The 23,460-nt window shown below is 65.9% G+C and carries 19 protein-coding genes; 12 read left to right on the forward strand and 7 right to left on the reverse strand.

The window, feature by feature from the left end; translation table 11 throughout:
* Positions 1-6 precede the first annotated feature (6 nt).
* Together ACTQWE_RS05070 and xdh are read left to right on the forward strand one after the other, a co-directional pair.
* Complete coding sequence (locus ACTQWE_RS05070; protein WP_441856561.1) at positions 7-549, forward strand: 4Fe-4S binding protein; 543 nt, start codon at positions 7-9, stop codon at positions 547-549.
* A gap of 7 nt (positions 550-556) precedes the next feature.
* Positions 557-3,397, forward strand: coding sequence for a selenium-dependent xanthine dehydrogenase (gene xdh, locus ACTQWE_RS05075; RefSeq protein ID WP_441856559.1), 2,841 nt, complete (start codon positions 557-559; stop codon positions 3,395-3,397).
* A gap of 957 nt (positions 3,398-4,354) precedes the next feature.
* On the opposite strand, the gene ACTQWE_RS05080 is transcribed toward xdh, so the two are convergent.
* The gene (locus ACTQWE_RS05080) at positions 4,355-4,933 is read right to left on the reverse strand and encodes a putative ABC transporter permease (protein WP_441856557.1); all 579 of its coding nucleotides are present in this window, start codon (positions 4,931-4,933) and stop codon (positions 4,355-4,357) included.
* A 19-nt stretch (positions 4,934-4,952) separates the two neighbouring features.
* On the reverse strand, positions 4,953-5,417 hold the full coding sequence (locus tag ACTQWE_RS05085) for an HD domain-containing protein (protein ID WP_441921336.1): 465 nt from the start codon (positions 5,415-5,417) through the stop codon (positions 4,953-4,955).
* Positions 5,418-5,671: 254 nt separating this feature from the next.
* Between ACTQWE_RS05085 and ACTQWE_RS05090 the strand changes: the two genes are divergently transcribed.
* The 3 genes from ACTQWE_RS05090 (at position 5,672) to dpaL (ending at position 9,103) form a co-directional block, all read left to right on the forward strand.
* On the forward strand, positions 5,672-6,214 hold the full coding sequence (locus ACTQWE_RS05090; protein ID WP_441856553.1) for a TetR/AcrR family transcriptional regulator: 543 nt from the start codon (positions 5,672-5,674) through the stop codon (positions 6,212-6,214).
* 161 nt (positions 6,215-6,375) lie between these two features.
* Positions 6,376-7,659: a double-cubane-cluster-containing anaerobic reductase gene (locus tag ACTQWE_RS05095; protein ID WP_441856552.1), complete on the forward strand. Its 1,284-nt coding sequence runs from the start codon at positions 6,376-6,378 to the stop codon at positions 7,657-7,659.
* Between the two features lie 211 nt (positions 7,660-7,870).
* Positions 7,871-9,103 (forward strand): diaminopropionate ammonia-lyase, encoded by a 1,233-nt coding sequence (dpaL, locus tag ACTQWE_RS05100; RefSeq protein ID WP_441856550.1) that lies wholly within the window; start codon positions 7,871-7,873, stop codon positions 9,101-9,103.
* Positions 9,104-9,281: 178 nt separating this feature from the next.
* Here the strand turns inward: dpaL and ACTQWE_RS05105 are convergent, their stop codons facing one another.
* From ACTQWE_RS05105 to ACTQWE_RS05120, 4 genes are all read right to left on the reverse strand, one after another.
* On the reverse strand, positions 9,282-9,560 hold the full coding sequence (locus ACTQWE_RS05105; protein WP_170102983.1) for a hypothetical protein: 279 nt from the start codon (positions 9,558-9,560) through the stop codon (positions 9,282-9,284).
* 217 nt (positions 9,561-9,777) lie between these two features.
* Positions 9,778-10,620, reverse strand: coding sequence for a LysR family transcriptional regulator (locus ACTQWE_RS05110; protein WP_441856548.1), 843 nt, complete (start codon positions 10,618-10,620; stop codon positions 9,778-9,780).
* 318 nt (positions 10,621-10,938) lie between these two features.
* Entirely contained in the window at positions 10,939-12,186 is a 1,248-nt protein-coding gene (locus ACTQWE_RS05115) for an amidohydrolase family protein (protein WP_441856546.1), read from the reverse strand.
* An 86-nt stretch (positions 12,187-12,272) separates the two neighbouring features.
* Complete coding sequence (locus ACTQWE_RS05120) at positions 12,273-13,748, reverse strand: APC family permease (RefSeq protein WP_441856544.1); 1,476 nt, start codon at positions 13,746-13,748, stop codon at positions 12,273-12,275.
* Between the two features lie 472 nt (positions 13,749-14,220).
* Between ACTQWE_RS05120 and ACTQWE_RS05125 the strand changes: the two genes are divergently transcribed.
* The 6 genes from ACTQWE_RS05125 (at position 14,221) to ACTQWE_RS05150 (ending at position 20,399) form a co-directional block, all read left to right on the forward strand.
* Positions 14,221-15,603, forward strand: coding sequence for a YgeY family selenium metabolism-linked hydrolase (locus ACTQWE_RS05125; protein ID WP_441856542.1), 1,383 nt, complete (start codon positions 14,221-14,223; stop codon positions 15,601-15,603).
* Positions 15,604-15,633: 30 nt separating this feature from the next.
* Positions 15,634-16,839 (forward strand): knotted carbamoyltransferase YgeW, encoded by a 1,206-nt coding sequence (gene ygeW / locus ACTQWE_RS05130; RefSeq protein ID WP_170102991.1) that lies wholly within the window; start codon positions 15,634-15,636, stop codon positions 16,837-16,839.
* A gap of 170 nt (positions 16,840-17,009) precedes the next feature.
* Positions 17,010-17,657, forward strand: coding sequence for a nucleotidyltransferase family protein (locus tag ACTQWE_RS05135; protein ID WP_441856540.1), 648 nt, complete (start codon positions 17,010-17,012; stop codon positions 17,655-17,657).
* Positions 17,658-17,669: 12 nt separating this feature from the next.
* The gene (hydA, locus tag ACTQWE_RS05140) at positions 17,670-19,055 is read left to right on the forward strand and encodes a dihydropyrimidinase (RefSeq protein ID WP_441856538.1); all 1,386 of its coding nucleotides are present in this window, start codon (positions 17,670-17,672) and stop codon (positions 19,053-19,055) included.
* A 153-nt stretch (positions 19,056-19,208) separates the two neighbouring features.
* A complete protein-coding gene (locus ACTQWE_RS05145; RefSeq protein WP_173456418.1) occupies positions 19,209-19,586 on the forward strand; it encodes a Rid family detoxifying hydrolase in 378 nt (125 codons plus the stop codon).
* Between the two features lie 240 nt (positions 19,587-19,826).
* Positions 19,827-20,399: a hypothetical protein gene (locus ACTQWE_RS05150; protein ID WP_441856536.1), complete on the forward strand. Its 573-nt coding sequence runs from the start codon at positions 19,827-19,829 to the stop codon at positions 20,397-20,399.
* Between the two features lie 71 nt (positions 20,400-20,470).
* Here ACTQWE_RS05150 and ACTQWE_RS05155 read toward each other — a convergent pair whose 3' ends face one another.
* Positions 20,471-21,046 (reverse strand): hypothetical protein, encoded by a 576-nt coding sequence (locus ACTQWE_RS05155; RefSeq protein ID WP_170102995.1) that lies wholly within the window; start codon positions 21,044-21,046, stop codon positions 20,471-20,473.
* Positions 21,047-21,978: 932 nt separating this feature from the next.
* On the opposite strand from ACTQWE_RS05155, the gene ACTQWE_RS05160 reads away from it, so the two are divergent.
* Complete coding sequence (locus tag ACTQWE_RS05160; RefSeq protein ID WP_206109703.1) at positions 21,979-23,415, forward strand: hypothetical protein; 1,437 nt, start codon at positions 21,979-21,981, stop codon at positions 23,413-23,415.
* Positions 23,416-23,460: the final 45 nt, after the last annotated feature.

Here is a 23,460-nt window from a genome sequence, read left to right on the forward strand (position 1 = left end):
CTCTCTATGGCCAAGCGTATGCCAAGGGTCGCGGTCGTCCACTGCGTGGGCGGCACGGCACTGCTTGACGGCATCGTGCGGGAGGAGCTGCCGCACGACTGCGCCCAGATCAAGGCGGAGCATCCTAACGGGATCGGCGTGTGCTCGTGGGGGTGCCTGGGCGGCGGCAGCTGCGAGGCCGCCTGCCCGTTTGGCGCCATCCACGTGGACGCCGACCGCCACGTGGCCGTGGTGGAACGCGACGCGTGCCGTGGCTGCGGAAAGTGCGCGAAGGCGTGCCCGCAGCACCTCATCACCGTGGCGCCCGCCGCGAACGTGATCCAGGTGCGGTGCTCGAACAAGGACCGCGGGCCCGCGGCGCGCAAGGCCTGCCCCAACAGCTGCATCGGCTGCGGCGTGTGCGAGCGCGTGTGCCCCATGGGCGCGGTGCGCGTGGTCGACGGCCGCGCGGTTATAGACGACGAGAAGTGCGTGGCATGCGGCATGTGCGCGACGAAGTGCCCGCGCGGCGCCATACACGATGCGAACGGCATCATGGCCGTGAGGTAGGGAAGACATGGCAGAGCAGTTCACGTTCACCGTCAACGGAAAGACGGTCACCACCGACCAGGACAAGCCGCTGCTGCGCTTCTTGCGCGACGACCTGGGCCTCACGTCCGTGAAGGACGGCTGTAGCGAGGGCGCGTGTGGCACGTGCACCGTGGGCGTCGATGGCATCGCCACCAAGGGGTGCGTCATCACCACGCGCCTGGCCCAGGGCCGCACCATCGAGACCGTGGAGGGCCTCACGCACGAGGAGCAGGAGGCGTTTGTGTACGCGTTCGGCGCCGTGGGCGCCGTGCAGTGCGGCTTCTGCATCCCTGGCATGGTCATGAGCGGCGCCATGCTGGTGCGCCGCAACCCCGACCCCTCCGAGGAGGAGGTCAAGTGGGCCATCCGCGGCAACATCTGCCGCTGCACCGGCTACAAGAAGATCATCGAGGGCATCCTGAAGGCCGCGGCCATCCTGCGTGGAGACGAGCGCATGGACGATGCGCTGGAGAAGGGCGAGGACTACGGGGTGGGCGAGCGCGCCTTTCGCGTGGACGTGCGCCGCAAGGTGCTGGGCTACGGCAAGTACCCGGACGACCTCACGCGCGAGGACTACCCGGACATGTGCTACGCGAGCGCGGTGCGCTCGAAGTACCCGCGCGCACGCGTGGTGAGCATCGACACGTCGAAGGCCGAGGCGCTGCCGGGTGTGGTGGGCGTCCTTCTCGCCCGCGACGTGCCCGTGAACCAGGTGGGCCACCTGATCCAGGACTGGGACGTGATGATCGCGGAGGGCGACGTCACGCGCTGCGTGGGCGACGCCATCTGCCTGGTGGTCGCCGAGGACGAGGCGACGCTCGCGAAGGCGAAGCGCCTGGTGAAGGTGGAGTACGAGGTGCTGGAGCCCGTGCGCAACATCGCGGAGGCGAAGGCCGCCGGCGCGCCTTTGGTGCACGAGAGCTTCAACGCGTTTGGCAACCACGTGGTGCTTCACGACAATGTGTGCCAGAGCCGCCACATCACGCGCGGCGACGCGAAGGCCGCGCTGGCCGCGTCCGCGCACGTGGTGACGCACGACTTCGAGACGCCGTTCACGGAGCACGCGTTTCTGGAGCCGGAGTGCGCCGTCGCGTTTCCGTACAAGAACGGCGTGAAGGTGTGCAGCACGGACCAGGGCGCGTACGACACCCGCAAGGAAGTCGCGCACATGTTTGGCTGGGACGCGGAGCCCGAGCGCGTGGTGGTGCAGACCATGCTGGTGGGCGGCGGCTTTGGCGGCAAGGAGGACGTGTCCGTGCAGCACCTGGCCGCGCTGGCGGCCGTGCGCTTTGGGCGCACCGTCAAGTGCAAGCTCACGCGCCAGGAGTCTTTGGCGTTCCACCCGAAGCGCCACTACATGTACGCGACGTTCACGCTGGGCTGCGACGAGGACGGGCACCTCACGGGCCTGGACTGCGAGGTCAACTTCGACACCGGCGCGTACGCGAGCCTGTGCGGCCCCGTGCTGGAGCGCGCGTGCACGCACGCCGTCGGCCCGTACACGTACCAGAACACGGACATCCGCGGCTTTGGCTACTACACCAACAACCCGCCGGCGGGGGCGTTCCGCGGCTTTGGCGTGTGCCAGACGGAGTTCGCGCTCGAGGCGTGCATGGACCTTCTTGCGAAGGAGGTGGGCATCAGCCCGTGGGAGATGCGCTGGCGCAACGCCGTGGAGCCGGGCGAGGTCCTGCCTAACGGCCAGATCGCGGACTGCTCCACCGCGCTGAAGGAGACGCTGCTTGCGGTGAGGGACGTGTACGAGAAGAACGCGTCCCACGCCGGCATCGCGTGCGCCATGAAGAACTCCGGCGTGGGCGTGGGGCTTCCCGACGCCGGCCGCGCGAACATCCGCGTCGAGGGCGGGCGCGCGGTGGTGTACTCCGCCACGTCCGACATCGGCCAGGGCTGCAACACCGTCTTTTTGCAGGACGTGGCCGAGGCCACGGGGCTGCCGCTCGAGGCGCTCGCGAACGGCGAGTGCTCCACCGAGGCGGCGCCGGACTCCGGCACCACGTCCGGCTCGCGCCAGACCGTCGTGACCGGCGAGGCCGTGCGCGGCGCCGCGTTCCTGCTGCGCGACGCCATGCTCGACGTGGAGGCCGGCCGCCCCGTGCCGCAGGGCCCGGTGCGCGCCAAGGGCGACGGCAAGACCATCACCTACGAGGACGGCACGCCGTACCAGGGCGTTGGCTACGCCGACGGCAGCGCGCTCGTCGCGGGCCACGGCATCCACCCCGCAGACCCGAGGGCGGCGCTTCTCGCCCTGGAGGGCCACGAGTTTGGCTACGTGTACTTCGAGCCCACGGACAAGCTGGGCGCCGACAAGCCCAACCCGAAGAGCCACATCTGCTACGGATTCAGCTCCACGGTCGTCGTCCTGGAGGAGAAGGGCCCCAACCGCGGCAAGATAAAGGAGATCTATGCGGCGCACGACTCCGGCAAGGTCGTGAACCCCATCGCGATCCAGGGCCAGATCGAGGGCGGCGTGCTCATGGGCATGGGCTACGCGCTGACGGAGGACTTCCCGATGAAGGACGCCGTGCCGCAGGCGAAGTACGGCACGCTCGGACTGCTGCACTCCACGCAGATCCCGAACATCCACGCGATCTACGTGGAGAAGGAGCACCTGCTGCCGGTGAGCTACGGCGGCAAGGGCATTGGCGAGATCGCCACCATCGGCACCGCGCCCGCCGTGCAGAACGCGTACCACCAGCTGGACGGCGAGCTGCGCTGGAGGCTGCCGCTGGACGACACGCCGTACTCGCGCAAGCGCGCGTGGGGAGACGAGCGGCTCTCCGTCCTGAAGGAGGATGCGGGGGAGTAGCTCGCGGCGCGTGCGCCGGGCGGCGCGAAGCCGCGGCAGGCATTGGCGGCGTGGGACGTTGCCAGCTGCGACGCCGTGGCAAGGCGATGAATTGGGTGCTCGTGGGTCCGTGCGACTCGCGGGCGCCCTGTCTTTTTTGGCTTTGCTCCGAACCTGACGACATCTGATGAAATGAGCCCGGAGCGGGGTGGATGGCTCTCTGTTGAGCGGCTCTCTGGGGATGTTTGGTCGTGCGGCGTCGGTACACGCGAGCCCCGAGTTGACATGCCGGCACACATTGCGGCCGAGTTTCACGGGTCGGTGCAAGCTCGCGGCCGACGTGTACCGGGCCGGTACACTTCGAAGCCCAGTTTGCAGGGGGCCCTGCAAACTCGCGGCAGACGTGTACGGGGCGGGTACACATGGGCGCGCTTTTGACAAGAAGTTGCAAACTCGGGTCAGACGAGTGCCATCATTAGTTGAACCATGTCAGGAACTCTTAGATGTGTACCGAGTAGTTCGTTAAGACTTTGATCGCGCAGCTCATCTACCTCATGTTATGTGGAATTAGACTAATTCCTCATGGTACACGTCAGGCCCGAGTTTGCATTTTCCGGTACACATGGGCGAGTTCCTGCCATGGTTAGAACATTTATGGCACACGTCGGCCGCGAGTTTGCGGGATCCCGTACGTTTCTGCCACACGTGTACCGGCGGGGCGTGCCTCCCGTACACATGAGGGGCGAGCTTGCAGGCCTCCCGCGAACTGGAGGCCGACGTGTACCGCGGGGGCGCCTTCCGGTACCCGTCTGCCCCGAGTTTCGTGCGGGCGTGCAAACTCGGCGCAGGTGTGTACCGGCGCTGGGTCTCGCCCGTACTCGTGAGGGCCGAGTTTACGCCCGCCGTGCAAACTCGCGGCAGAAGTGTACCGACGTGTGCCGGCGCGCCCCACGTCCGTCGGACCCGCCGCTTCCGACTCTACGCCAGGGGCAGCCGCAGCGCCCTCCAAAGGCGCGACAGCCTGGGCGCCCGCGCTGCCTGCGGCCTCCGCGGACGCCATCCGTCCAGCATCAGCACCGTAACCGCAAGGTCCAGCGCATACGCGGCGCACACCAGCCCGGCCGCAGCCAGAACGGCGCCGTGGTCCAGCGTCGCGAGCCCGCCCAGGATCGTCGGCTGCAAGAGCTTGACGTTTATCACTGCGAACACGCCAAACACGCAGCTGGCCTGCGGGCACACCAGACCGCGATAGTTCAGGGGGAACATGGAGTAGTCCCACCACCTGCGTCCAAAGCGCCGCTCAAGCAGGGCGCCGGCGCAGTACTCCAGCGCCGTCGACAGCACAAAGCCCAGAGCAAACAGCGCCGCTGCGTTTCGTACGCCGCCCATCGTAAACCACACCACGATGGCGCACGTGCCGTAGATCGGGCAGGTCGGCCCAAACAGCATGCCGCGCCTCGCAAGGCGACGCTCCACCACGCTGCAGTAGCACGTCTCCCAGACCCATCCGCCCACGCTGATGATGGTGCAGCTCAGCGCAAGGTACGCAAGGCTCATCGCCGCTCCGTGCAGCACGCTACATCACCGTCCCCTCAAGCGGTGCGTACGGCCTGCGCATCAGCACCTCGCGCAGCGTGCAGTACTTGTCCGCCAGCGTGACCACCCATCCCTCGCGATGGCGAGGCGGCGCGGGCACAAACGGAAACATGTGATGCGCAATCACGTCGCGTTCGACGCCGTTCAGTGCAAAGTCGCGGCTTGCGTTCTCCAGCGCGCGCCGAGGGTGCGTGAAGCCGTGCCAGCGGTCCGGCGCGTGGTCGTGCCAGTCGTACAGAAAGTAGTCATGCAAGAGCGCGCCGCGCACCAGCGACCGCTCGTCCAACCTCAGGCGCATCGCCCGCGCAAACGCGAGCGAGAAGTACGCCACCGCCTCGCAGTGCTCCATCGTGGACGTGTCGCCGTGCTGCGTGAACGCCGCCATCTGCCTGAACTCCGCCGTCCGCACGACGGGTCCCGCAATCCGCGTGTACGTCTCGGCCACGCCGCTCGCCGCCCCTTCGCTCGCCATCCCGCGCGTATGCCCGCCCCCTCGGCGCCGCATCCCGCGGCGACAGTCGTCGTCGGCGCCCTCGGGCGCCCGTTCGCACCCATTATTTCCAAAATTGGAAATAAGTGCAAATCGGGAAATAGCGTGCCGTGGTAACCTGTCACCAAAGGGCGGGGGAGAGGAACAGGATGAGCCGGTCGCAAGATGGCCCCACAACGGGAGCGGATACTAGGGCGCAGGACAAGCGCGTGGCGCGCACCCGCCGTGCCATCCGCGAGGCGCTCCTCAACCTCATGGCCCAGCGCGGCGGCGCGGACATCACGCCCAAGGACGTCGCGGACGCGGCCCTCATCAACAAGAAGACGTTCATGGCGCACTACGCCAGCGTCGGCGCCGTCATCCAAGAGATGGAGGACGAGGCCGTAAGCTCCGTGAGCGAGGTCCTCGACGAGGCTGCGGCCGCCACGGACGAGGAGGGCCTCGCCCGCGCGATCGAGCGCCTGGGCTCCATGGTCACGGACGGCGCCTCCAGCCTCGGCCGCCTGCTGCGCACCGGCGCGCGCGAGGACGTCGTCGCCCGCATCCAGCTCGCCGTGCGCGACCGCCTTCGCCGCGTCGTCGGCGCCGCGGAGGACGACCTCGCCTGCGACTTCCTGGCCGGCGGCATCACCAGCGCGTTCCGCCGCTGGGTGGGCGAGAAGGACCGCCCCAGCGCGCAGGAGCTCAGCCGCAGGGTGCGCCGGCTCGTGCGCAGCGTCGCCCCCGTGCGCCGCGACGCGCCCCAATCCTGACGCGTCCCGTCGCCGCGCCGCGCCCCGGTCCGGCGCCCCAGCCGCCTACCGACCAAACATTCCGTTAGCCTAACAATAAATAAGTCTGCATAACAACAAGACTAACATCGCTCCCAATCACAGGGGCCGCGGCACCGTCCGGCCAGACGAGAGGAGAGCGCATGGCAGAAGAGTACGACTACCACAAGATGTGGGCCGACCTCGGCATGGACGTCGAGGCGCACGACGGGCTGCTCGCCGCGGTGGGCCAGATGTACGGGGATGCGTTTCTCACCCAGAAGAACCGTCCAAAGTCAACGTCCTATCTGGACGGCGTCGCGGGCGCGCTGCACTCCGGCCGCATCCGCGAGCTTGTGGAGGGGCGTGCGGCCGGCAACCCCAAGAAGGTCGTCGGCACGTTCTGCCTCTACGTCCCAGAGGAGGTCGTGACCGCGGCCGGCGCCGTCGAGGTCGGCCTGTGCGCCGGCGCGGAGTGGGCGCCGGAGGAGGCCGAGAAGTACGTTCCGCGCAACACCTGCCCCCTCATCAAGGGCTTCATGGGGTTCAAGCTCGCACGCGTCTGCCCGTACATCGAGAGCGCGGACCTCGTGGTGGGCGAGAACACCTGCGACGGCAAGAAGAAGGCGTACGAGCAGTTCGGCCGGCTCAAGGACACGTACGTGATGGACGTGCCCCACGTCCGCAACGACGACACGCGCGCGCAGTGGCGCAACGAGGTCAAGCGCCTCGCGGCAAGGCTCGAGGAGCTCACCGGCCAGAAGATCACGGCCGACGGCCTGCGCGCCGCCATCAGGCTCGCGAACGACAAACGCCGCGCCCTCCAGCGCCTCGACGCGACACGCACGGCAGACCCCGTCCCCATCAGCGGCCTCGACTGCCTGCTCACGGCCCAGGCGGCGTTCATGGACGACTCCGCCCGCCTGACGGGCGCCATCAACGACATGGCCGCGGAGTGCGAGAAGCGCGTGGAGGACGGCGTCGGCGTCGCCCCCAGGGGCGCGAAGCGCATCCTGTACACCGGGACCCCCATGGCGGTGCCCAACTGGAAGCTCTTCAACATCATCGAGAAGGCCGGGGGCGTCGTCGTCGGGGAGGAGTGCTGCACCGGCAGCCGCTACTACAAGGACCTCGTCCCGGAGGACGGCGAGACCGTCGACCAGATGCTGAACGACATCGCGGACCGCTACCTCAACATCCAGTGTGCAATCTTCACCCCCAACGAGGGCCGCAAGCGCGACGTGATCGACATGGCACGCAGGTTCAAGGCGGACGGCATCATCGACTGCTCCCTGCAGTTCTGCACCATCTACGACATGGAGGCCACGGGCATGGAGCTTGCCGCCCGCGAGGCCAACATCCCGTACATGCACCTGACCACCGGCTACTCCAACGAGGACGACGGCCAGCTCAGGACGCGCATCGAGGCCTTCCTCGAGATGATCTAGCCACCTCGGGCGGCGCCTCGCAGGCGTCGCCCGATTTTATTGCGCCCGCCGCGCCGTGCCTACCGCCCGCGGAGCAAAACAAAAAGTTTGGATACCATACTTGTTATTTGCAACTTGCGCGCTACAGTAGGTACTAACAAAAAGTAATGTAAGCAGACAACAAGTTTGCAAAGCGTCACGCGCGGGACCGCCCGCGGGGAAAGGACAGGCCATGAGCTCCATGCAGCCTAAGATCAAGTGGGTCGCCAACCACATGCCCAAGAGTGAGGACAAGAACCTCCAGGTCATGAGCCTTGAGAACGTCGCCAAGGCCCGCGCGTTCCACAAGAGCTTCCCGCAGTACTCCGTGACCCCGCTTGCCAACCTCTCCGGTATGGCCAACCGCCTTGGCCTGGGCGGCCTCTACGTGAAGGACGAGAGCTACCGCTTCGGCCTCAACGCGTTCAAGGTCCTGGGCGGCTCGTTCGCGATGGCGCGCTACATCGCGCAGGAGACCGGCCGCGACGTCGCGGAGTGCGACTTCGACTACCTCACGTCCGAGCAGCTCGAGAAGGACTTCGGCCATGCCACGTTCTTCACCGCGACTGACGGCAACCACGGCCGCGGCGTCGCGTGGGCGGCCCACCGCCTGCACCAGAACGCGGTCGTCCACATGCCGAAGGGCTCCACCAAGACCCGCTTCGACAACATCGCCAAGGAGGGCGCCAAGGTCACGATCGAGGAGCTCAACTACGACGACTGCGTGCGCCTCGCGGCCAAGGAGGCCGAGGAGACCGAGCACGGCGTGATCGTGCAGGACACCGCGTGGGACGGCTACACCAAGATCCCGTCCTGGATCATGCAGGGCTACGGCACCATGGCCAACGAGGCCGCCGACCAGCTGCGCCAGCTCGAGGTCAACCGCCCCACCCACGTGTTCGTCCAGGCCGGCGTCGGCTCGCTTGCCAGCGCCATGGTCGGCTTCTTCACCAACCTCTTCCCCAGCAACCCGCCCAAGTTCGTGATCATGGAGGCCGGCGCCGCGGACTGCCTGTACCAGGGCGCGCTCGCGGCTGACGGTGACCCGCGCATCGTGGGCGGAGACCTTAAGACCATCATGGCCGGCCTCGCGTGCGGCGAGCCCAACACCATCGGCTGGGACATCCTGCGCAACCACGCGGACGCGTTCGTGAGCTGCCCCGACTGGGTCAGCGCCAAGGGCATGCGCATGCTGGCCGCCCCCGTGAAGGGCGACCCCGCGGTCACGTCCGGCGAGTCCGGCGCCGTGGGCATGGGCGTCATCTCCACCCTCATGAGCGACCCCGCCTACGCGGAGCTGCGCAAGGAGCTGGAGCTGGGTCCGGACTCCCAGGTGCTGCTCTTCTCGACCGAGGGCGACACCGACCCCGTGCGCTACCGCCAGATCGTCTGGGACGGCGCCTGGCAGAGCGAGAAGGACGAGTAGCCTTCCCCGAAAGACTCCCACTGGCCCCCGCGACACCCCTGAGCCGCCTCGTGGCCAGCCCCCTGAGCGGCGCGCACGTCGCGCCATAGACAACGTGCCCGGCATCGCATAACGCGGTGCCGGGCACTGTCACGTTTGATGACGTGGAGCCACGTAAAGTGTGACTCTCTCAATTGCCTCATTCGGCAAGCATTGCCTTGGCGAGTAGGGCGCGGGCGTAGTTGCTGGTTGAGGTGCCGTGCCTCTTCGCCTCTTTTGCGATGGCCTGCTTCATGGCAACCGGTACCTTTATAGAGAGCGTGGCTGTCCCGCCGGCACTGAGGGGCGGCCTCCCATAGACAACCTTGCTACGGTTCTTCCATCCTTCGGGCCATTTGTCATTATCGAGTGCGTCGCACCATTCGTCGATCATCTTGTCTGTCACAGAAGAGCCATTTGCAGCTTTGAATTCTGTCACCCAGCTCATCTCCTCGTCATTCCAAGTTCCCTTTTAAACTTCTTGGTGGGTGGCACCATGGCGTGGAATACGTGCCATCGACCAAGGTCGTCTTCAAGTGCAACGAGCTCGGCCATACGTCCGTCGGGCAGCACTCCAATCGCAATCCATGTAACAATGTGTCACATTCATCGTTGGCAACCAGGCTCGCAAATGACGTCTTGCGACCGCCTGCTCGCTACAGGACCTCCAGAAACGCGCGCGCCGCGGCGCTCAGGTCCGGCGTGCGGCGGTGCACCAGGTACATGCTGCGCCACGCGGGCGTCTTAAGGTGGCGCACGTCCAGGCGGTCCTCGCATCCCTCGAGGGCGAGGCTCGGCAAGAGCGATATCCCCAGCCCCGCCTCCACCATGGCCAGGATTGCCGTCGTGTTAGAGGTGACGCAGCGCACGTTGGAGTGGCGAAGCTCGCGCTGCAAGAGTGGGGCCGTCTCCGTGTCCGCCACGAACATCTCGTCCAGCAGGGACTCCACGGGTATGGCGCCCGGCTGCGCAAAGTGCCCCCGCGGCGCCACGATCACAAGCTCGTCGCGCTCGAACGGGGTGCACTCGAGGCCCTCCGCCCGCATGGGGTGGGGAACGAACGCAACGTCCACCTCGTCCTTCTCCATGAGGCTCTGCGCTTCGCCGTACGTGCTCTCGATGATGTTGACCTGGACGCCGCGGTGGCTGCGCACGAACGCGCCCAGGGGGCCCGCCAGCCGCAGCGCGACGATGCTCGACGGGGCGGCGATGGCGACGGTGCCGGAGTCCAGTCCGCGCAGGGATTCCACGTGGCGGTGCAGCTCGTCGTAGCTGCGGCACAGCCGGTCCGCGTCTTCCAGCACGGCCTGGCCGTCACTCGTGAGCACCAGCGCGGTGCCGCGGCGGTGGAACAGCTTCAGCTGCCAGTCCGCCTCGAGGCTCGCGACCATGCGGCTCACGGTGGACTGCGTGCAACCCAGCTCCTCGGCGGCGCGCGTGAAGCTGCCAAGGCGGGCGCTCGTCACGAACGCCCGGAACTTGCGGATGTTTGCCTCCACGCCTGCCCCCAATCCCGCGCCCGCAACGCGCGACCGCGCCCTCTTCCCAAAGCCGGCCGCGCCCGACCCTGTGCGCCGCGCGACGCCTGACCGATTCTAGGTTTTATGTCCAACCCACCATGGGGCAATTAGGCCAGCGGCGCGTCGGGCCCGCCCGGGCGAGAAGGGCGCGGGCACAGGGGCGGGCGCGGGCACAGGGGCGGGCGCGGCACAAAAGGGGAGTCGGCCGCGAATGCGAGGCCGGCTCCCGAAAGCGTTGGCTTTGTTATGCGCGGGGGTCGCGGGCGATGGTGGCCGCGACCCCTCATGCGGGTGCGCCTACAGGGCGCCCTTGATCATCTGGTCGCCCTCCTTCATGATGACCTCCATCTTGTCGGGCGTGAGGTCGCGGATGTTGGCCAGCGGGTCGCCGTTAACAACCAGCAGGTCCGCGTACTTGCCCTTCTCGAGGGAGCCAAACTCGTCCTCGTGGTGGACCATCTTGGCGCCGTTGAGCGTCGCGGCCACGATCGCGTCCATCGCGGGGATGTCGCAGTGCTCGACCCACGCGTACACCTCGTCCAGCGTGGTGTAGCCGTACGGCGTGGAGAAGCTGAAGGAGTCCGAGCCCACGGTGAGCGTGACGCCGAGCTTGTACGCGCGGTTGAGGTTGGCGTACGAGCGCGCGATGCCCTTCTCGGCGTTGTCCTTGCCGGGCCACTTGTCAAGCTCCGGCGTCCACTCGGGGGGATACGTCGCGTACCAGCTGGGCAGGAAGCCGACGGTCGGCGTGAAGAACGTGCCCTTCTCGGCCATGAGGTCCATGGTCTTGTCGTCCAGCTCGAAGCCGTGGATCAGCTGCTCGCAGCCAAAGCGCACCGAGTCGTACGCGCCCGAGATGGAGTTGTAGGAGTGCGACCACACGGGGATGCCCACCATCGCGCACTCGTCGCAGACGGCCTTGATCTCCTCGGTGCTCATGAGCTGGGCGCGGCCGGAGTCCCAGCGCCAGATGCCGCCGCCGGTCACCCAGATCTTGATGGCGTCCGGGTTCTCGCGCAGGCGCATGCGGATGGCGTGGCGAAGCTCCCACGGGCCGTCCACCTGGTCGCCCCAGGGGTGGCCGGTCTTGGACATCTCGAACGGCAGCTTGTGGCAGTCGCCGTGGCCGGCGGTGCGGCAGAAGCCCAGGCCGGTCGCGAAGATGCGCGGCCCCTTCATGACGCCCATGTTCACCAGGTCGCGGATGGCGATGCCGTTGCGGCCGATCTCGCACACGGTGGTGAGGCCGTGGGTCACGGCGTCGTATGCCTGCTTCACGGCGCAGGCCTGCTTCTGGGCGACGGTCTCGATGACCCAGTCGTTGTCGTTGTCGGTGAGGTTGCCCGAGAAGTGGATGTGCGTGTCGACGATGCCCGGCATGATGGTGCGGCCAGAGATGTCGCGCACCTCATAGCCCTCGGGAATCTCGGTGGCGGGGCCGGCGTAGGCGATCTTCTTGTCGTCCACCAGCACCAGGCTGTCCTCGACCGGAGACGCGCCCGTACCGTCTACGAGCTTGCCACCCTTGAACGCGATCTTGCCCATAACAATACCTCCAATTCGCACAAGCCTTTGTCTGTTGCGTATCGCTAGTCGCGCCTTGCGCGCGGTATAGCCGTTCTTCTCGGCCGTCAGGCCTTTGCCGTGCTTGGGGACGCATGCGTGTCCGCGGCGGCGTGCCTGTTTCCGTACAGCACCATGATCAGGATGCCAATGAGGACCCACCCGGCGGTGATGGCCCACTCCACGCCGTTAAGGGCGGCGGGGCTAAACGGAAGCACCATCAGGCCGATCACGATGGCACCGGCGGCGATGGCGCAGGCGATTCCGGCCTTGCCGCCGTTGACCTTGTACGGGCGCGGCAGGTCGGGCTCGGTCTTGCGCAGGCGCATGCAGGCGCAGGCCGCCATGGTGCACGCGAAGATGAAGCCGAGCGACGCCACGTTGGTGAGCGGCACGAGCATGTTGCGGCCGAGGAAGGGGCCGACGAGCGTCAGGACGGCCATCACGATGTTTCCGTTCTTTGGGGCGCCGGACTTGGGGTCGATCTTGGCGAAGGACGCCGGGAGCATCTCCTTGCGGCCCATGGCGAGCATCAGGCGGGTCGAGGCGCCAAAGAACGAGTTCATGGGGCCCATGGGCCCGAGCGTTGCGATGATGAGCATCGCGACGTAGAAGAAGACGTTGATGCGCTCCAGCACCGCGAGGGCCGGGACGGAGGACTGGACGAACTCGTGCCAGTCGATGATGGTGCCGAACGAGTAGATGCAGATGAGGTAGAACACGCCGGAGGCGAGAAGCGCTATGGCCGGGACGAGGCCGAACTTCTTCCAGTCGAGGTTGTCGGACGCCTCCTCGGCCTGCTGCGGGATGGTGTCGAAGCCCGCGTAGAAGAACGGGGTCATGACGAGCACCGCCACGATGCCGCCAAGAAGCGACGTCGCCTCCGTTGCCGAGCCGCCTGCGGCGTGCGTGGCCCGCGAGAACACGGGAAGCGCGTTGGAGGGCGAGCCCGTGGCGATGGAGATGACCATCGCGAGGACCATGCCGGCGAGAAGCGCCTTCGCAAGGAAGCTCGACAGCTTCGCCGCCGCGCCGGCGCCGCGGAAGTTGAGGAAGATCACCAGCACGGCGAATCCGAGCGCGATGACGGTGGGCCACAGGTACACGTCGGCGCCCATGATGGTGTACAGCCTCACGGAGCGCAGCCACGCGAGCGCCGGGAACTCCGCGAAGCGGTCCGTGAGCAGCGTGGATATGGCGATGGCCTCCCAGGGGCACAGAGGGGCGTTGCCCAGAAGCAGCATCCAGCCCGTGAGGAAGCCCATCTTGCGGCCGAAGGTGCGGTCCACGTACTCGATGATGCCGCCCGAGATGGGGATCGCCGCGGTGAGCTCGCCAAAGCACATGCCGATGGGCACGAGGAATATCGCGCCTATGGCGAAGGCGATCATGGCCGGGATGGGACCTCCGCCCAGCACCATCCAGTCGCCAACCAGCAGTACCCACCCGGTGCCGATGATGGCGCCGAATCCGATGGTGAAGAAGTTGAAGAGCGTGAGCTCCTTCTTCATCCCGCCGGAGGTGGGGGTGTCGTTGTCTGCCATTCCATCTCCTTCCCGTGGCCGCCTTGCGACCTATGTTCGTGTCCAGATGCGCACGGTTCGTGCGCGCAGGGAAAATGTTCGTTCTGATGCGCCCGAGGGGAGGGGGACTTCGCGCGCGGGTCGCCGCGAGCGGGCGCCCACCGGCCGCAAGCGGGGTCGCGTCCGGCCCCGTGCGGGTGCATGGCACGCGACAACTGAATCGATTCCATGCATATTTCGAATTGGTTTCCTGCAGATAACATTCGACGCGGTCCCGAGGCGCCCCCGGCAGGTCCCGCTGACGCATACCGCTGGCCTCTTCAAACCAACCGTTTGTAGCAAAAACAAAAAGTTAGGCGTTCTGGCTTGAATCGGCCGCGTGCCGTGGTTTAATGGTCTTGCCAAACAAAAAGTATGGCATACAGACAAAGCGTCATATCGCCACCGGGAGACGCTCGCCTGCGTGCCCAAAGGCCCGTGCAAGGAGGATCACATGAAGGACCTGGACTTCGACAAGATCAAGGCCGCGGCTAACGCCTACGGCAAGGACATGACGGCGTTCCTGCGCGCCATGATCTCTCACCCCAGCGAGTCCTGCGAGGAGGGCGAGGTTGTCGCCTGCATCAAGGCCGAGATGGAGAAGCTGGGCTTCGACGAGGTCAAGGTGGACGGCCTCGGCAACGTCATGGGCTTCATGGGCGAGGGCGAGAAGATCATCGCCATCGACTCGCACATCGACACCGTGGGCATCGGCAACCGCGACAACTGGGACTTCGACCCGTACGAGGGCTTCGAGGACGACCAGCTCATCGGTGGCCGCGGCGGTTCTGACCAGGAGGGCGGCATGGCGAGCGCCACGTACGCCGCGAAGATGATGAAGGACATGGACCTCATCCCCGAGGGCTACAAGGTCATGGTCGTCGGCACCGTGCAGGAAGAGGACTGCGACGGCATGTGCTGGCAGTACATCTACAACGTCGATGGCATCAAGCCGGAGTTCGTCATCTCCACCGAGCCCACGGACGGCGGCATCTACCGCGGGCACCGCGGCCGCATGGAGATCCGCGTGGACGTGAAGGGCGTCAGCTGCCACGGCTCTGCCCCGGAGCGCGGCGACAACGCGATCTACAAGATGGCCGACATCATAAGCGACGTGCGCGCGCTCAACAACAACGGCGCCGACGAGTCCACCTCCATCAAGGGCCTCGTCAAGATGCTCGACCCCAAGTACAACCCCGAGCACTACGAGGACGCCCGCTTCCTGGGTCGCGGCACCTGCACCGTCAGCCAGATCTTCTACACCAGCCCCTCCCGCTGCGCCGTGGCCGACTCCTGCGCCATCAGCATCGACCGCCGCATGACCGCGGGCGAGACGTACAAGTCCTGCCTGAAGGAGATCGAGGACCTGCCCTCCGTCAAGAAGTACGGCGAGGACGTGAAGGTCTCCATGTACATGTACGACCGTCCCAGCTGGACCGGCGAGGTGTACGAGACCGAGGCCTACTTCCCGACGTGGATCAACAAGGAGACCGCGCCGCACGTGAAGGCTCTGGTCGACGCCCACAAGGCGCTGTTTGGCGACAAGCGCATCGGCTGCCCGAAGTCCATGGACAAGCGCGAGGGTCGTCCCCTGTGCGACAAGTGGACCTTCTCGACCAACTGCGTGTCCATCCAGGGCCGCTACGGCATCCCGTGCGTGGGCTTTGGCCCCGGCGCCGAGTCCCAGGCCCACGCGCCCAACGAGGTCACCTACAAGCAGGACCTGCCCACGTGCGCGGCCCTGTACGTCGCGGCCCTGAACATGTACGACCCCAGCTCCGCCGACGGCAGCGCGACGGAGTTCCGCGCCTCCCTCACGGACAACGACATCAAGTAGCATCACGACACAACAGCAAGGAGTAACGCCATGAGCGAGAAGACCATCAAGCCGTACCTTGAGCAGCTTGCCAAGCTCGACTTCAAGAACATGTACAACAACGACTTCCTGCACACGTGGGACAAGACGACCGACGAGCTGAAGGCCATGTATCTGGTGGCCGACGCCCTCAGGAACCTGCGCGAGCGCAACATCAGCACGCGCATCTTCCAGTCGGGACTTGCGGTCTCCAACTTCCGCGACAACTCCACGCGCACGCGCTTCTCGTTTGCCTCCGGCACCAACCTGCTGGGCCTGCAGCTGCAGGACCTGGACGAGTCCAAGTCGCAGATCGCCCACGGCGAGACCGTGCGCGAGACCGCCACGATGATCAGCTTCATGGCCGACGTCATCGGCATCCGCGACGACAAGTTCATCGGGGAGGGCGACGCGTACATGAAGGAGGTCGCGGAGTCCGTGGAGCAGTCCTGGCGCGACGGCATCCTGGACCACCGCCCGACCCTGGTGAGCCTGCAGTCCGACTCCGACCACCCCACCCAGTCCTCCGCGGACATGCTGTACCTGATCAACGAGTTTGGCGGGCTCGATAACCTCAAGGGCAAGAAGGTCGCCGTGACCTGGGCGTATAGCCCCTCCTACGGCAAGCCGCTCTCTTGCCCGCAGTCGCTCATCATGCTGCTTACCCGCTTTGGCATGAACGTGACGCTCGCGCACCCCGAGGGCTACGACCTCATGCCCGAGCTCGTGAAGCAGGCGGGCGTGTACGCCAAGGAGTCCGGTGCGACCTTCACCCAGGCCCACACCATGGAGGAGGCCTTCGAGGGCGCCGACATCGTGATCCCCAAGAGCTGGGCGCCGTACGCCGCCATGGAGCAGCGCACCAAGCTGTACGCCGCCGGCGACCAGGAGGGCATCGACAAGCTGGAGAAGGAGCTCCTTGCCCAGAACGCCACGCACAAGGACTGGTGCTGCACCCAGAAGCTGATGGAGACCACCGCCAAGGGCCAGGACACCATCTACATGCACCCGCTGCCCGCCGACATCAACGGCGTGAGCTGCGAGCACGGCGAGGTCGAGAACGAGGTCTTCGACTACCACCGCGACGGCCTGTACATGGAGGCCAGCTACAAGCCCTACGCCGTGGCCGCGATGGTCTTCCTGCAGAAGGCGAAGGACCCCATCGCCACGCTGAAGGCGCTTGAGGACGCGGCGACCCCGCGCTGGAACCAGGCATAGGAACGCAGCCGGCGCATGCCGGCGGGGGGGGGGGGGGGGGGGGGGGGGGGGGGGGGGGGGCGGCGGCCCCCCCGCCCCCCCCCGCCCACGTGTCACACTGGTGGCACGGGTGCGCCCGCCGCGACGGCGTGGCGGCGCGCACCAACGTGACGCGAGGGGAGGCGACCGACATGGACCGTGCGCGCGTGGGCAAGAGGTGCTGCGCAGGCGAGAAGTGCGGCCGCCTTGGCTGCGTGGTCATGGCCAACGGCGAGGCCCGGCGCTTCGGTAGGCAGAAGCTGCTGGAGCCGCTGGGCGGCAAGGCCGTGGTGCTGCACGCGCTGGACGCGCTCATCCTGCCTGCGCTGGACGTGGTTGTGGTGAGCCGCTGGCCGGAGGTGCGGCGCGTGTGCGCGGAGCGCGGCGCGGCCGTGGCAGAGCCCGCGGGAGCGCTGCAGAGCGACACGGTGCGTGCGGGCGTGCGTGCGCTGGGTCCGCGCGTGGGCTACCTGTTTGCCCAGGGCGACCAGCCACTGCTTTCTGCCGCGAGCGTGGACGCGCTCGTGCGGGAGTTTGGGGCGCACCCGGGGTGCGTGGCCCGGCTGGCGTGGCGCGGCGAGGCGGGAAGCCCCGTGGTGTTTCCCGGCGCGCTGGCGGGTGCGCTGTGCGCGCTTTCTGGCGACGTGGGCGGGGGCGCGCTGCTGCGCCGGGACGCGTCGCTTGCGCGCGGCGTGCGGCTGGTAGAGGCGCGGCGTGCCGCGGAGCTTATGGACGTGGACACCCCAAAGGACCTCGCGCGCGTAGCGGGGGAGCTGGGGCGTTCTGCGGAGTGCATGTGAGGGGATGATGGCATGGCTGCTGTGACGAAGGTGCTGAGGGGCGGAAGCCTGGTGACGCCAGACGGCGTGCTTGCGGGTGACGTGGTGCTTGAGGGCGCACACATAGCGGCCGTGGTGCCGGGCGGCCTGGACGCGGCGCAGCTGGACGGCTGCGAGGTGTTCGACGTGGCCGGGTGCTGGGTGTTCCCGGGCTTTATAGACGCGCACACGCACATGCAGTGCTGGACCGGCATGGACTGGACGGCGGACAGCTTCAAGACGGGCACGCGTGCGGCGGCGTGCGGCGGCACCACCACGATCGTGGACTACGCCACGCAGGACCGCGGCATGACCCTGACGCAGGCGCTGGACGCGTGGCACGAGCGCGCGGACGGCACGTGCACCGCAAACTACGCGTTCCACATGGCGATATCAGACTGGAACGAGCGCACGCGCGGCGAGGTGAACGCGATGCGCGACGCGGGCATAACCTCGTTCAAGACGTACTTTACCTACGACCACCTGCGCCTGGACGACGCCCAGACCATGGAGGTGCTCGAGGCGATCAAGCCGTTCGACGGCATCCTGTGCGTGCACTGCGAGAACGGCACCCTGGTGAACGAGCTGCAGCGCCGCGTGTTTGCGCGCGGGATCACGGGGCCGGAGGGGCACCCGCTCAGCCGTCCGGCGGAGTGCGAGGCGGAGGCCATAGGGCGCCTGATGTACCTGTCGCAGCTCACGGGCGCGCGCGTGAACGTGGTGCACTGCTCCACGAGGCTCGGGCTGGAGGAGGTAAGGACCGCCCGCGCTCGCGGCGTGCGTGCGATGCTGGAGACGTGCCCCCAGTACTTGCTGCTGGACGACACCCGCTACCTGGAGCGCGGCGAGGACGGCTTCGCGGGCGCCAAATACGTGATGAGCCCGCCTCTGCGCAGGCCCACGGATGTGGCGGCGCTGCGTCAGGCCGTGCTTGCCGGCGAGGTGGACCAGATCTCCACGGACCACTGCAGCTTCAACCTGCATGGGCAGAAGGACCGCGGCCGCGCGGACTTCCGCAAGATTCCAAACGGCGGCCCCGGCGTGGAGCACCGCCCCGCGCTGGTGATGACCACGTTCGAGGGCGAGCTGGGGCCCATGGACCTCTGCCGGCTGCTTTCGACCGGCGCGGCGCGGGAGTTTGGCATGTACCCGCGCAAGGGCGCGCTCGCGGCGGGCTCCGACGCGGACTTGTGCGTGTGGGACCCGGCGGCGCGCTGGACCATAGGCGCCGCCAACCAGCACCAGGCCGTGGACTACACGCCGTACGAGGGCTTCAAGGCGCACGGCCGCGCGCGGCTGGTGTTCGTGAACGGAGAGCTCGTGGCGCGCGACGGCGAGCCCACGGGCGCCATGCCCGGCACGTACGTCGCGCGCTCGTAGCGGACGCACGCCGCGCGCCGGAGCGGGCCGCGAGGGCCGCGAGGGCTGCAACCAGGCGCCAAGGCCCTTCTCGGCCACAAGGTCGTCGGAGGGCAGACATACGGAAGGTGCGCCGCCGCGCGTGGCGCGCCGCAATCACTTAAGGAGAAGAGCATGAAGAAGGCAATCGTTACCGATAAGGCACCTGCGGCGCTTGGTCCCTACAGCGCGGGCGTCGTCTCGAACGGCTCCATCAACGTGAGCGGCCAGCTGGGCATCGACCCTGCCACCGGTAAGCTCGCGGGCGACGACATCCAGAGCCAGACGCGCCAGAGCCTCACGAACCTGAGGAACATTCTGGAGGCGGCCGGCGCCACCATGGCGGACGTTGTGGAGACCACCGTGCTGCTGGCAGACATCAGCGAGTTTGGCGCCATGAACGAGGTGTACGCCGAGTTCTTCGAGGCACCGTATCCCGCGCGTGCTGCGTTCCAGGTGGCGGCGCTTCCCGGCGGCGGCAAGGTCGAGATCAAGGCCGTCGCGAGGGTCTAGCGCGAGGGTCTAGCACGAATCTGGCACGCGAGCTTGGGGCGGCGTCGGCTGTGGCTGGCGCCGCCTTTCGCCTTTTGCGTGCGGTCGCGCCGTCGTTGGAGTGGAGTGCGAGCGCGGAAATCGACACTTAAAGTCGCGGATTCTGACAAATGAGCAGGTAAATCGCTTGTGGATGATGCTGCTATCATGGGTGGGCGGGGACCGTGGCGTCCCCGCGACCGGACCCAAGGGAGGCAGTCCATGGGTGGCATTGCGTTTGAGCAGATGAGGCAGGGCCATTGGCTGATGGCCGCGTGCTGCGTGCTGTACCTTTTGTGGTGGGCGATATTCTTCTGGCCCAAGGTGGGCGGAGGGTCTGCCCACGGGCCGCTTAGGGTCGTGGGCATTGCGGCGATCCTGGGGGCCGTCGTCTGCGGCCTGTTGGGGGCGTCCCGCGTGTGCGGGGGAGCGGCAAGGCTCGTGCCCGCCTGGGCGCCATGGGGCTTTGCGCTGGGGTCGGCGGCGCTGTACTTCGCGCTGCTTGCGGTGACGCAGCGCGCGTTCCAGCGGCAGCCCACCACGGAGCTCGTGCTCTTCGTGGCGTGGCTCGGCATGGAGGCGTTCTGCGCGCTGGCTCTGGGCCGCGTCGGAGAGGCGGGCGCGGCCACGCTGGTGGCACTTCTCGCTGTGGCGGGCTTTGCCGTGAGCCTTGTGTGCTACGTGCTGTACTACCGGTTGGGCGCGCTGGCCTCGTTCGTGGACGGGTGCGTGCCGCTGGCGCTCATCGGCGTGGTGAGCGCCGTCGTCGCAGGTTGCATCGCCGTGGTGGGATAGGTGGTGGGGTAGGTCCAGCCCGTCGCGCCCGCCATGGCCGCTGGCCGGATGGGCCAGGTCGGCGTCGTGCGCTACGCGAGCTTGGCCATGTCCTCGGGGCTCACGAGCCATTGCTTCAAAGGGCAGGCGTACGCAACGTCATTCTGGTCGAAGATTGCGAGCGACGTCTTGGAAAGCTCTGCCCGATACCAGTTTCCGAAGGAACTCGAGGGGTTGTCGAATACCTCCCTGCGCATGATGCGGGACGTGAGGAGCGGGTTGCCTTCCGCGTACTTGGCATCGAAGAACTCATAGTCGGGTGCTTCACCACGCTTGGTCTTCTCCGAGAGATATCTATCGATCTCGTCGAAGAAGAGCTCATCGTTGTAGAGCACGCCTCGACGGGCGTCAGGCCCAACGGGCGGCTTGCCCCCGGAGGCCCTTCTCATGTAGCGCGTAACGTAGATGCCACCATCATCGAAAAGGATGAGCCGGTCGCACTCTTGGCAGTGCCAAACTTCTGATTTCTCCCCGGGACGGTACTCGAGGCCGAAGAATGCCTGGCTGTCGGCCAGCTCGTCCATGAGCGAGTCTGCTACGAAGTTCCACACGTTCTCGTAGTTGTTTTCGCGAACGTCGTTGCCGCAGAGACATGCTATGTGCGACACTGCGCCCCCTATCGTCGTCGCGGATGTCAGCAGTGCATTCTACCAGCCTCTTTCCCCACCTTGGCGCCCGTAAGAAAATGTCAGCGGACGATGAGCCGATGACACGCGGGGCGAGAAGGACGGGTCAGTAATGCATCTGGGAAAACCCGAACCAGCGCGAGCACATAGACGACGATCCGTTCGAGGGCATCGGCTTCGCGCTGGGATGCTCTGCGGCAGTTGGGCAGCAGATGACAGACGCGGCGTGCACGATGATCGCAGGCCCCCTGGCGTGGAGACGCGGTCATCTACGTTGGTGACTACTGGACTGAAGGCTCCTTCGACGACGAGCGCTCGCACAGGCTGTTCACGAAGTTCGACGGCTATCCCTACGAGGACATACTGAAACGTTTTGAGAACGTAACGGGGCACTTTGAGGAGGCCCGGGGCCACAAATACGGTGACTATCTCCATTTCGAGGAGCGGGGCGACGTATTCGACGAGCCGTATACCGGGTCGTTCGACTTGCGCGTAAGGAGCTGGCGTGCTATGCGCACGCCGCAGTCCAAGGGCTTCGGTTCACGGCCAAGCCCAGGATTTGGACTTTCGTCCTCTTTACGGGACGTGAACGGCATGACCATACGGAGGAACAAGGCAACATACCCGCATGGAGGTAGCCAAATCCACTCAAAAGCGTCTGCCGCCTCTCAAGAATCCGCCGGCACCCCGCTCACCAAAATATCTGACATTGGATCTTGATCTTTCTTCTCTATCGAGAGATCATCTCCATAGCAACCCGGATGGGTGCTGGAGATGTGGAATCGGACGATTCCAGGACAATGTGCGCAATAGAGAGATGCGTATGCATTGACTGGAGCCGGGAGACCGGCCCTTCTTTTCTCTCGAGAGGGTCTCCGATCCGCTTCTCGCCGACGGCTAGAGAAGGGATCATCATGACACACGAGTCACCAGTAACAATTCGGCTTAAGCAGTCCTCGGAGCAAACAGTCGGGGTCATCAAGCGCGTGTTTGGGCTGATGCCGGCACGCTTCATCGTCAATGTTATCGATGCATTGGACCTTGAGGCAAACCCGAGGAACTCCCGCCTCGGAAGCGTCACAGACGCAATCGAGGCCTCTATTGCTAATGACGACCTGGACCAGGGCCAGCAGCTCTTCCCATTCAAGACCAAGGGCATTCTTCTCGCCACGTCACAATACGAGCAGCTTGATCGGGGACGCTATAACCTGATCTTTGATGACCGCAGCATCGAAGGAGTGCTGGACGGAGGTCACAACATGCTGGCAATAGGCCTCTACATCCTCAATCAGGCAGAGATAACTGCCGGAAAGACCACGCCAAGGAAGAAGGATGTCAATCTCTGGGCCGACTTCAAGGGGGTCTGGAAGGAAGCTCACCAAGACATCGATAGCTACCTCCAGCGCATCGCTAGCGTAGAGGATCGCGCCAAGCTCGAGCAAGATGGAATCGGAACCCTCAACTTTCTCATTCCTACGGAGATGCTAATCCCCGCCGACCAAAACGACGCGGAATGCCTCGAGACCTTCCGCTCTTCCCTGCTTGAAATCTGCGACGCTCGTAACAATAACGCCCAGCTCACTGTGGGTACCAAGGGTAATAAAGAGGGTCTGTTCGACGCCTTCCGCTCCCTCTTTGAGGAGAAGGAGCCGGAGTTCGCAAAGAACATCAGCTGGAAGACCAACGACGGCGGAACAATCGAAAGCCGTAACCTGATCGCCCTCGCATGGATCCCCCTCTCGCTGACGACTTGGGTGAACGGGGAGGATGCCGTGATGGACCCGCCCAAGACAACGGCAATCTACAGTGGCAAGGGGCAGTGTCTGGACAAATACCTCACCCTCATGCGGAATCCAAGGATCTCCACCGCAAACACGAACGGAACCGAGAAGGAGCTGCACGACCAGCAGGTGCTTAGCGCCTTGAAGGTTGCCGTAGACATACCGCGCGCCTTTGACCTGATCTATCAGAACTTCCCGAAGTACTACAACAAGCCAGGTGGCTCATATGGGAAGATCAGCGCAGTGAAGAGCATGCAGCATAAGTCCGGTGAATACACGACCCCATTCTACGGCCTTGATGCCGAGCAGCCGGTCCCCGATGGCTTCATCTACCCGCTCGTCTACGGCCTTAGGGCTTGCATGGAATACGATCCTGGCAGGAATGAGGTAAGGTGGCGCGTGGATCCGTACAAGTTCATTCAGAGCAAGGACTTTGCCAAGGCAGCCGAAGACTATTGCGGAGTCATCCGACAGTCCGAGTACGACCCCCAGAAGGTCGGCAAGGGTAAATTCAGCTATTCCTCCGCGGAGACCTTCGTTGAGCTGGCCATGGTTCGCTACCACGAGTAGGTAGCCTTCGCCCCGATGCGGCCCCCACAATGGTGTAGTTTCCTT

Source organism: Parafannyhessea sp. LCP19S3_B1, assembly GCF_052121955.1.
Taxonomy (GTDB): Bacteria; Actinomycetota; Coriobacteriia; order Coriobacteriales; family Atopobiaceae; genus Parafannyhessea.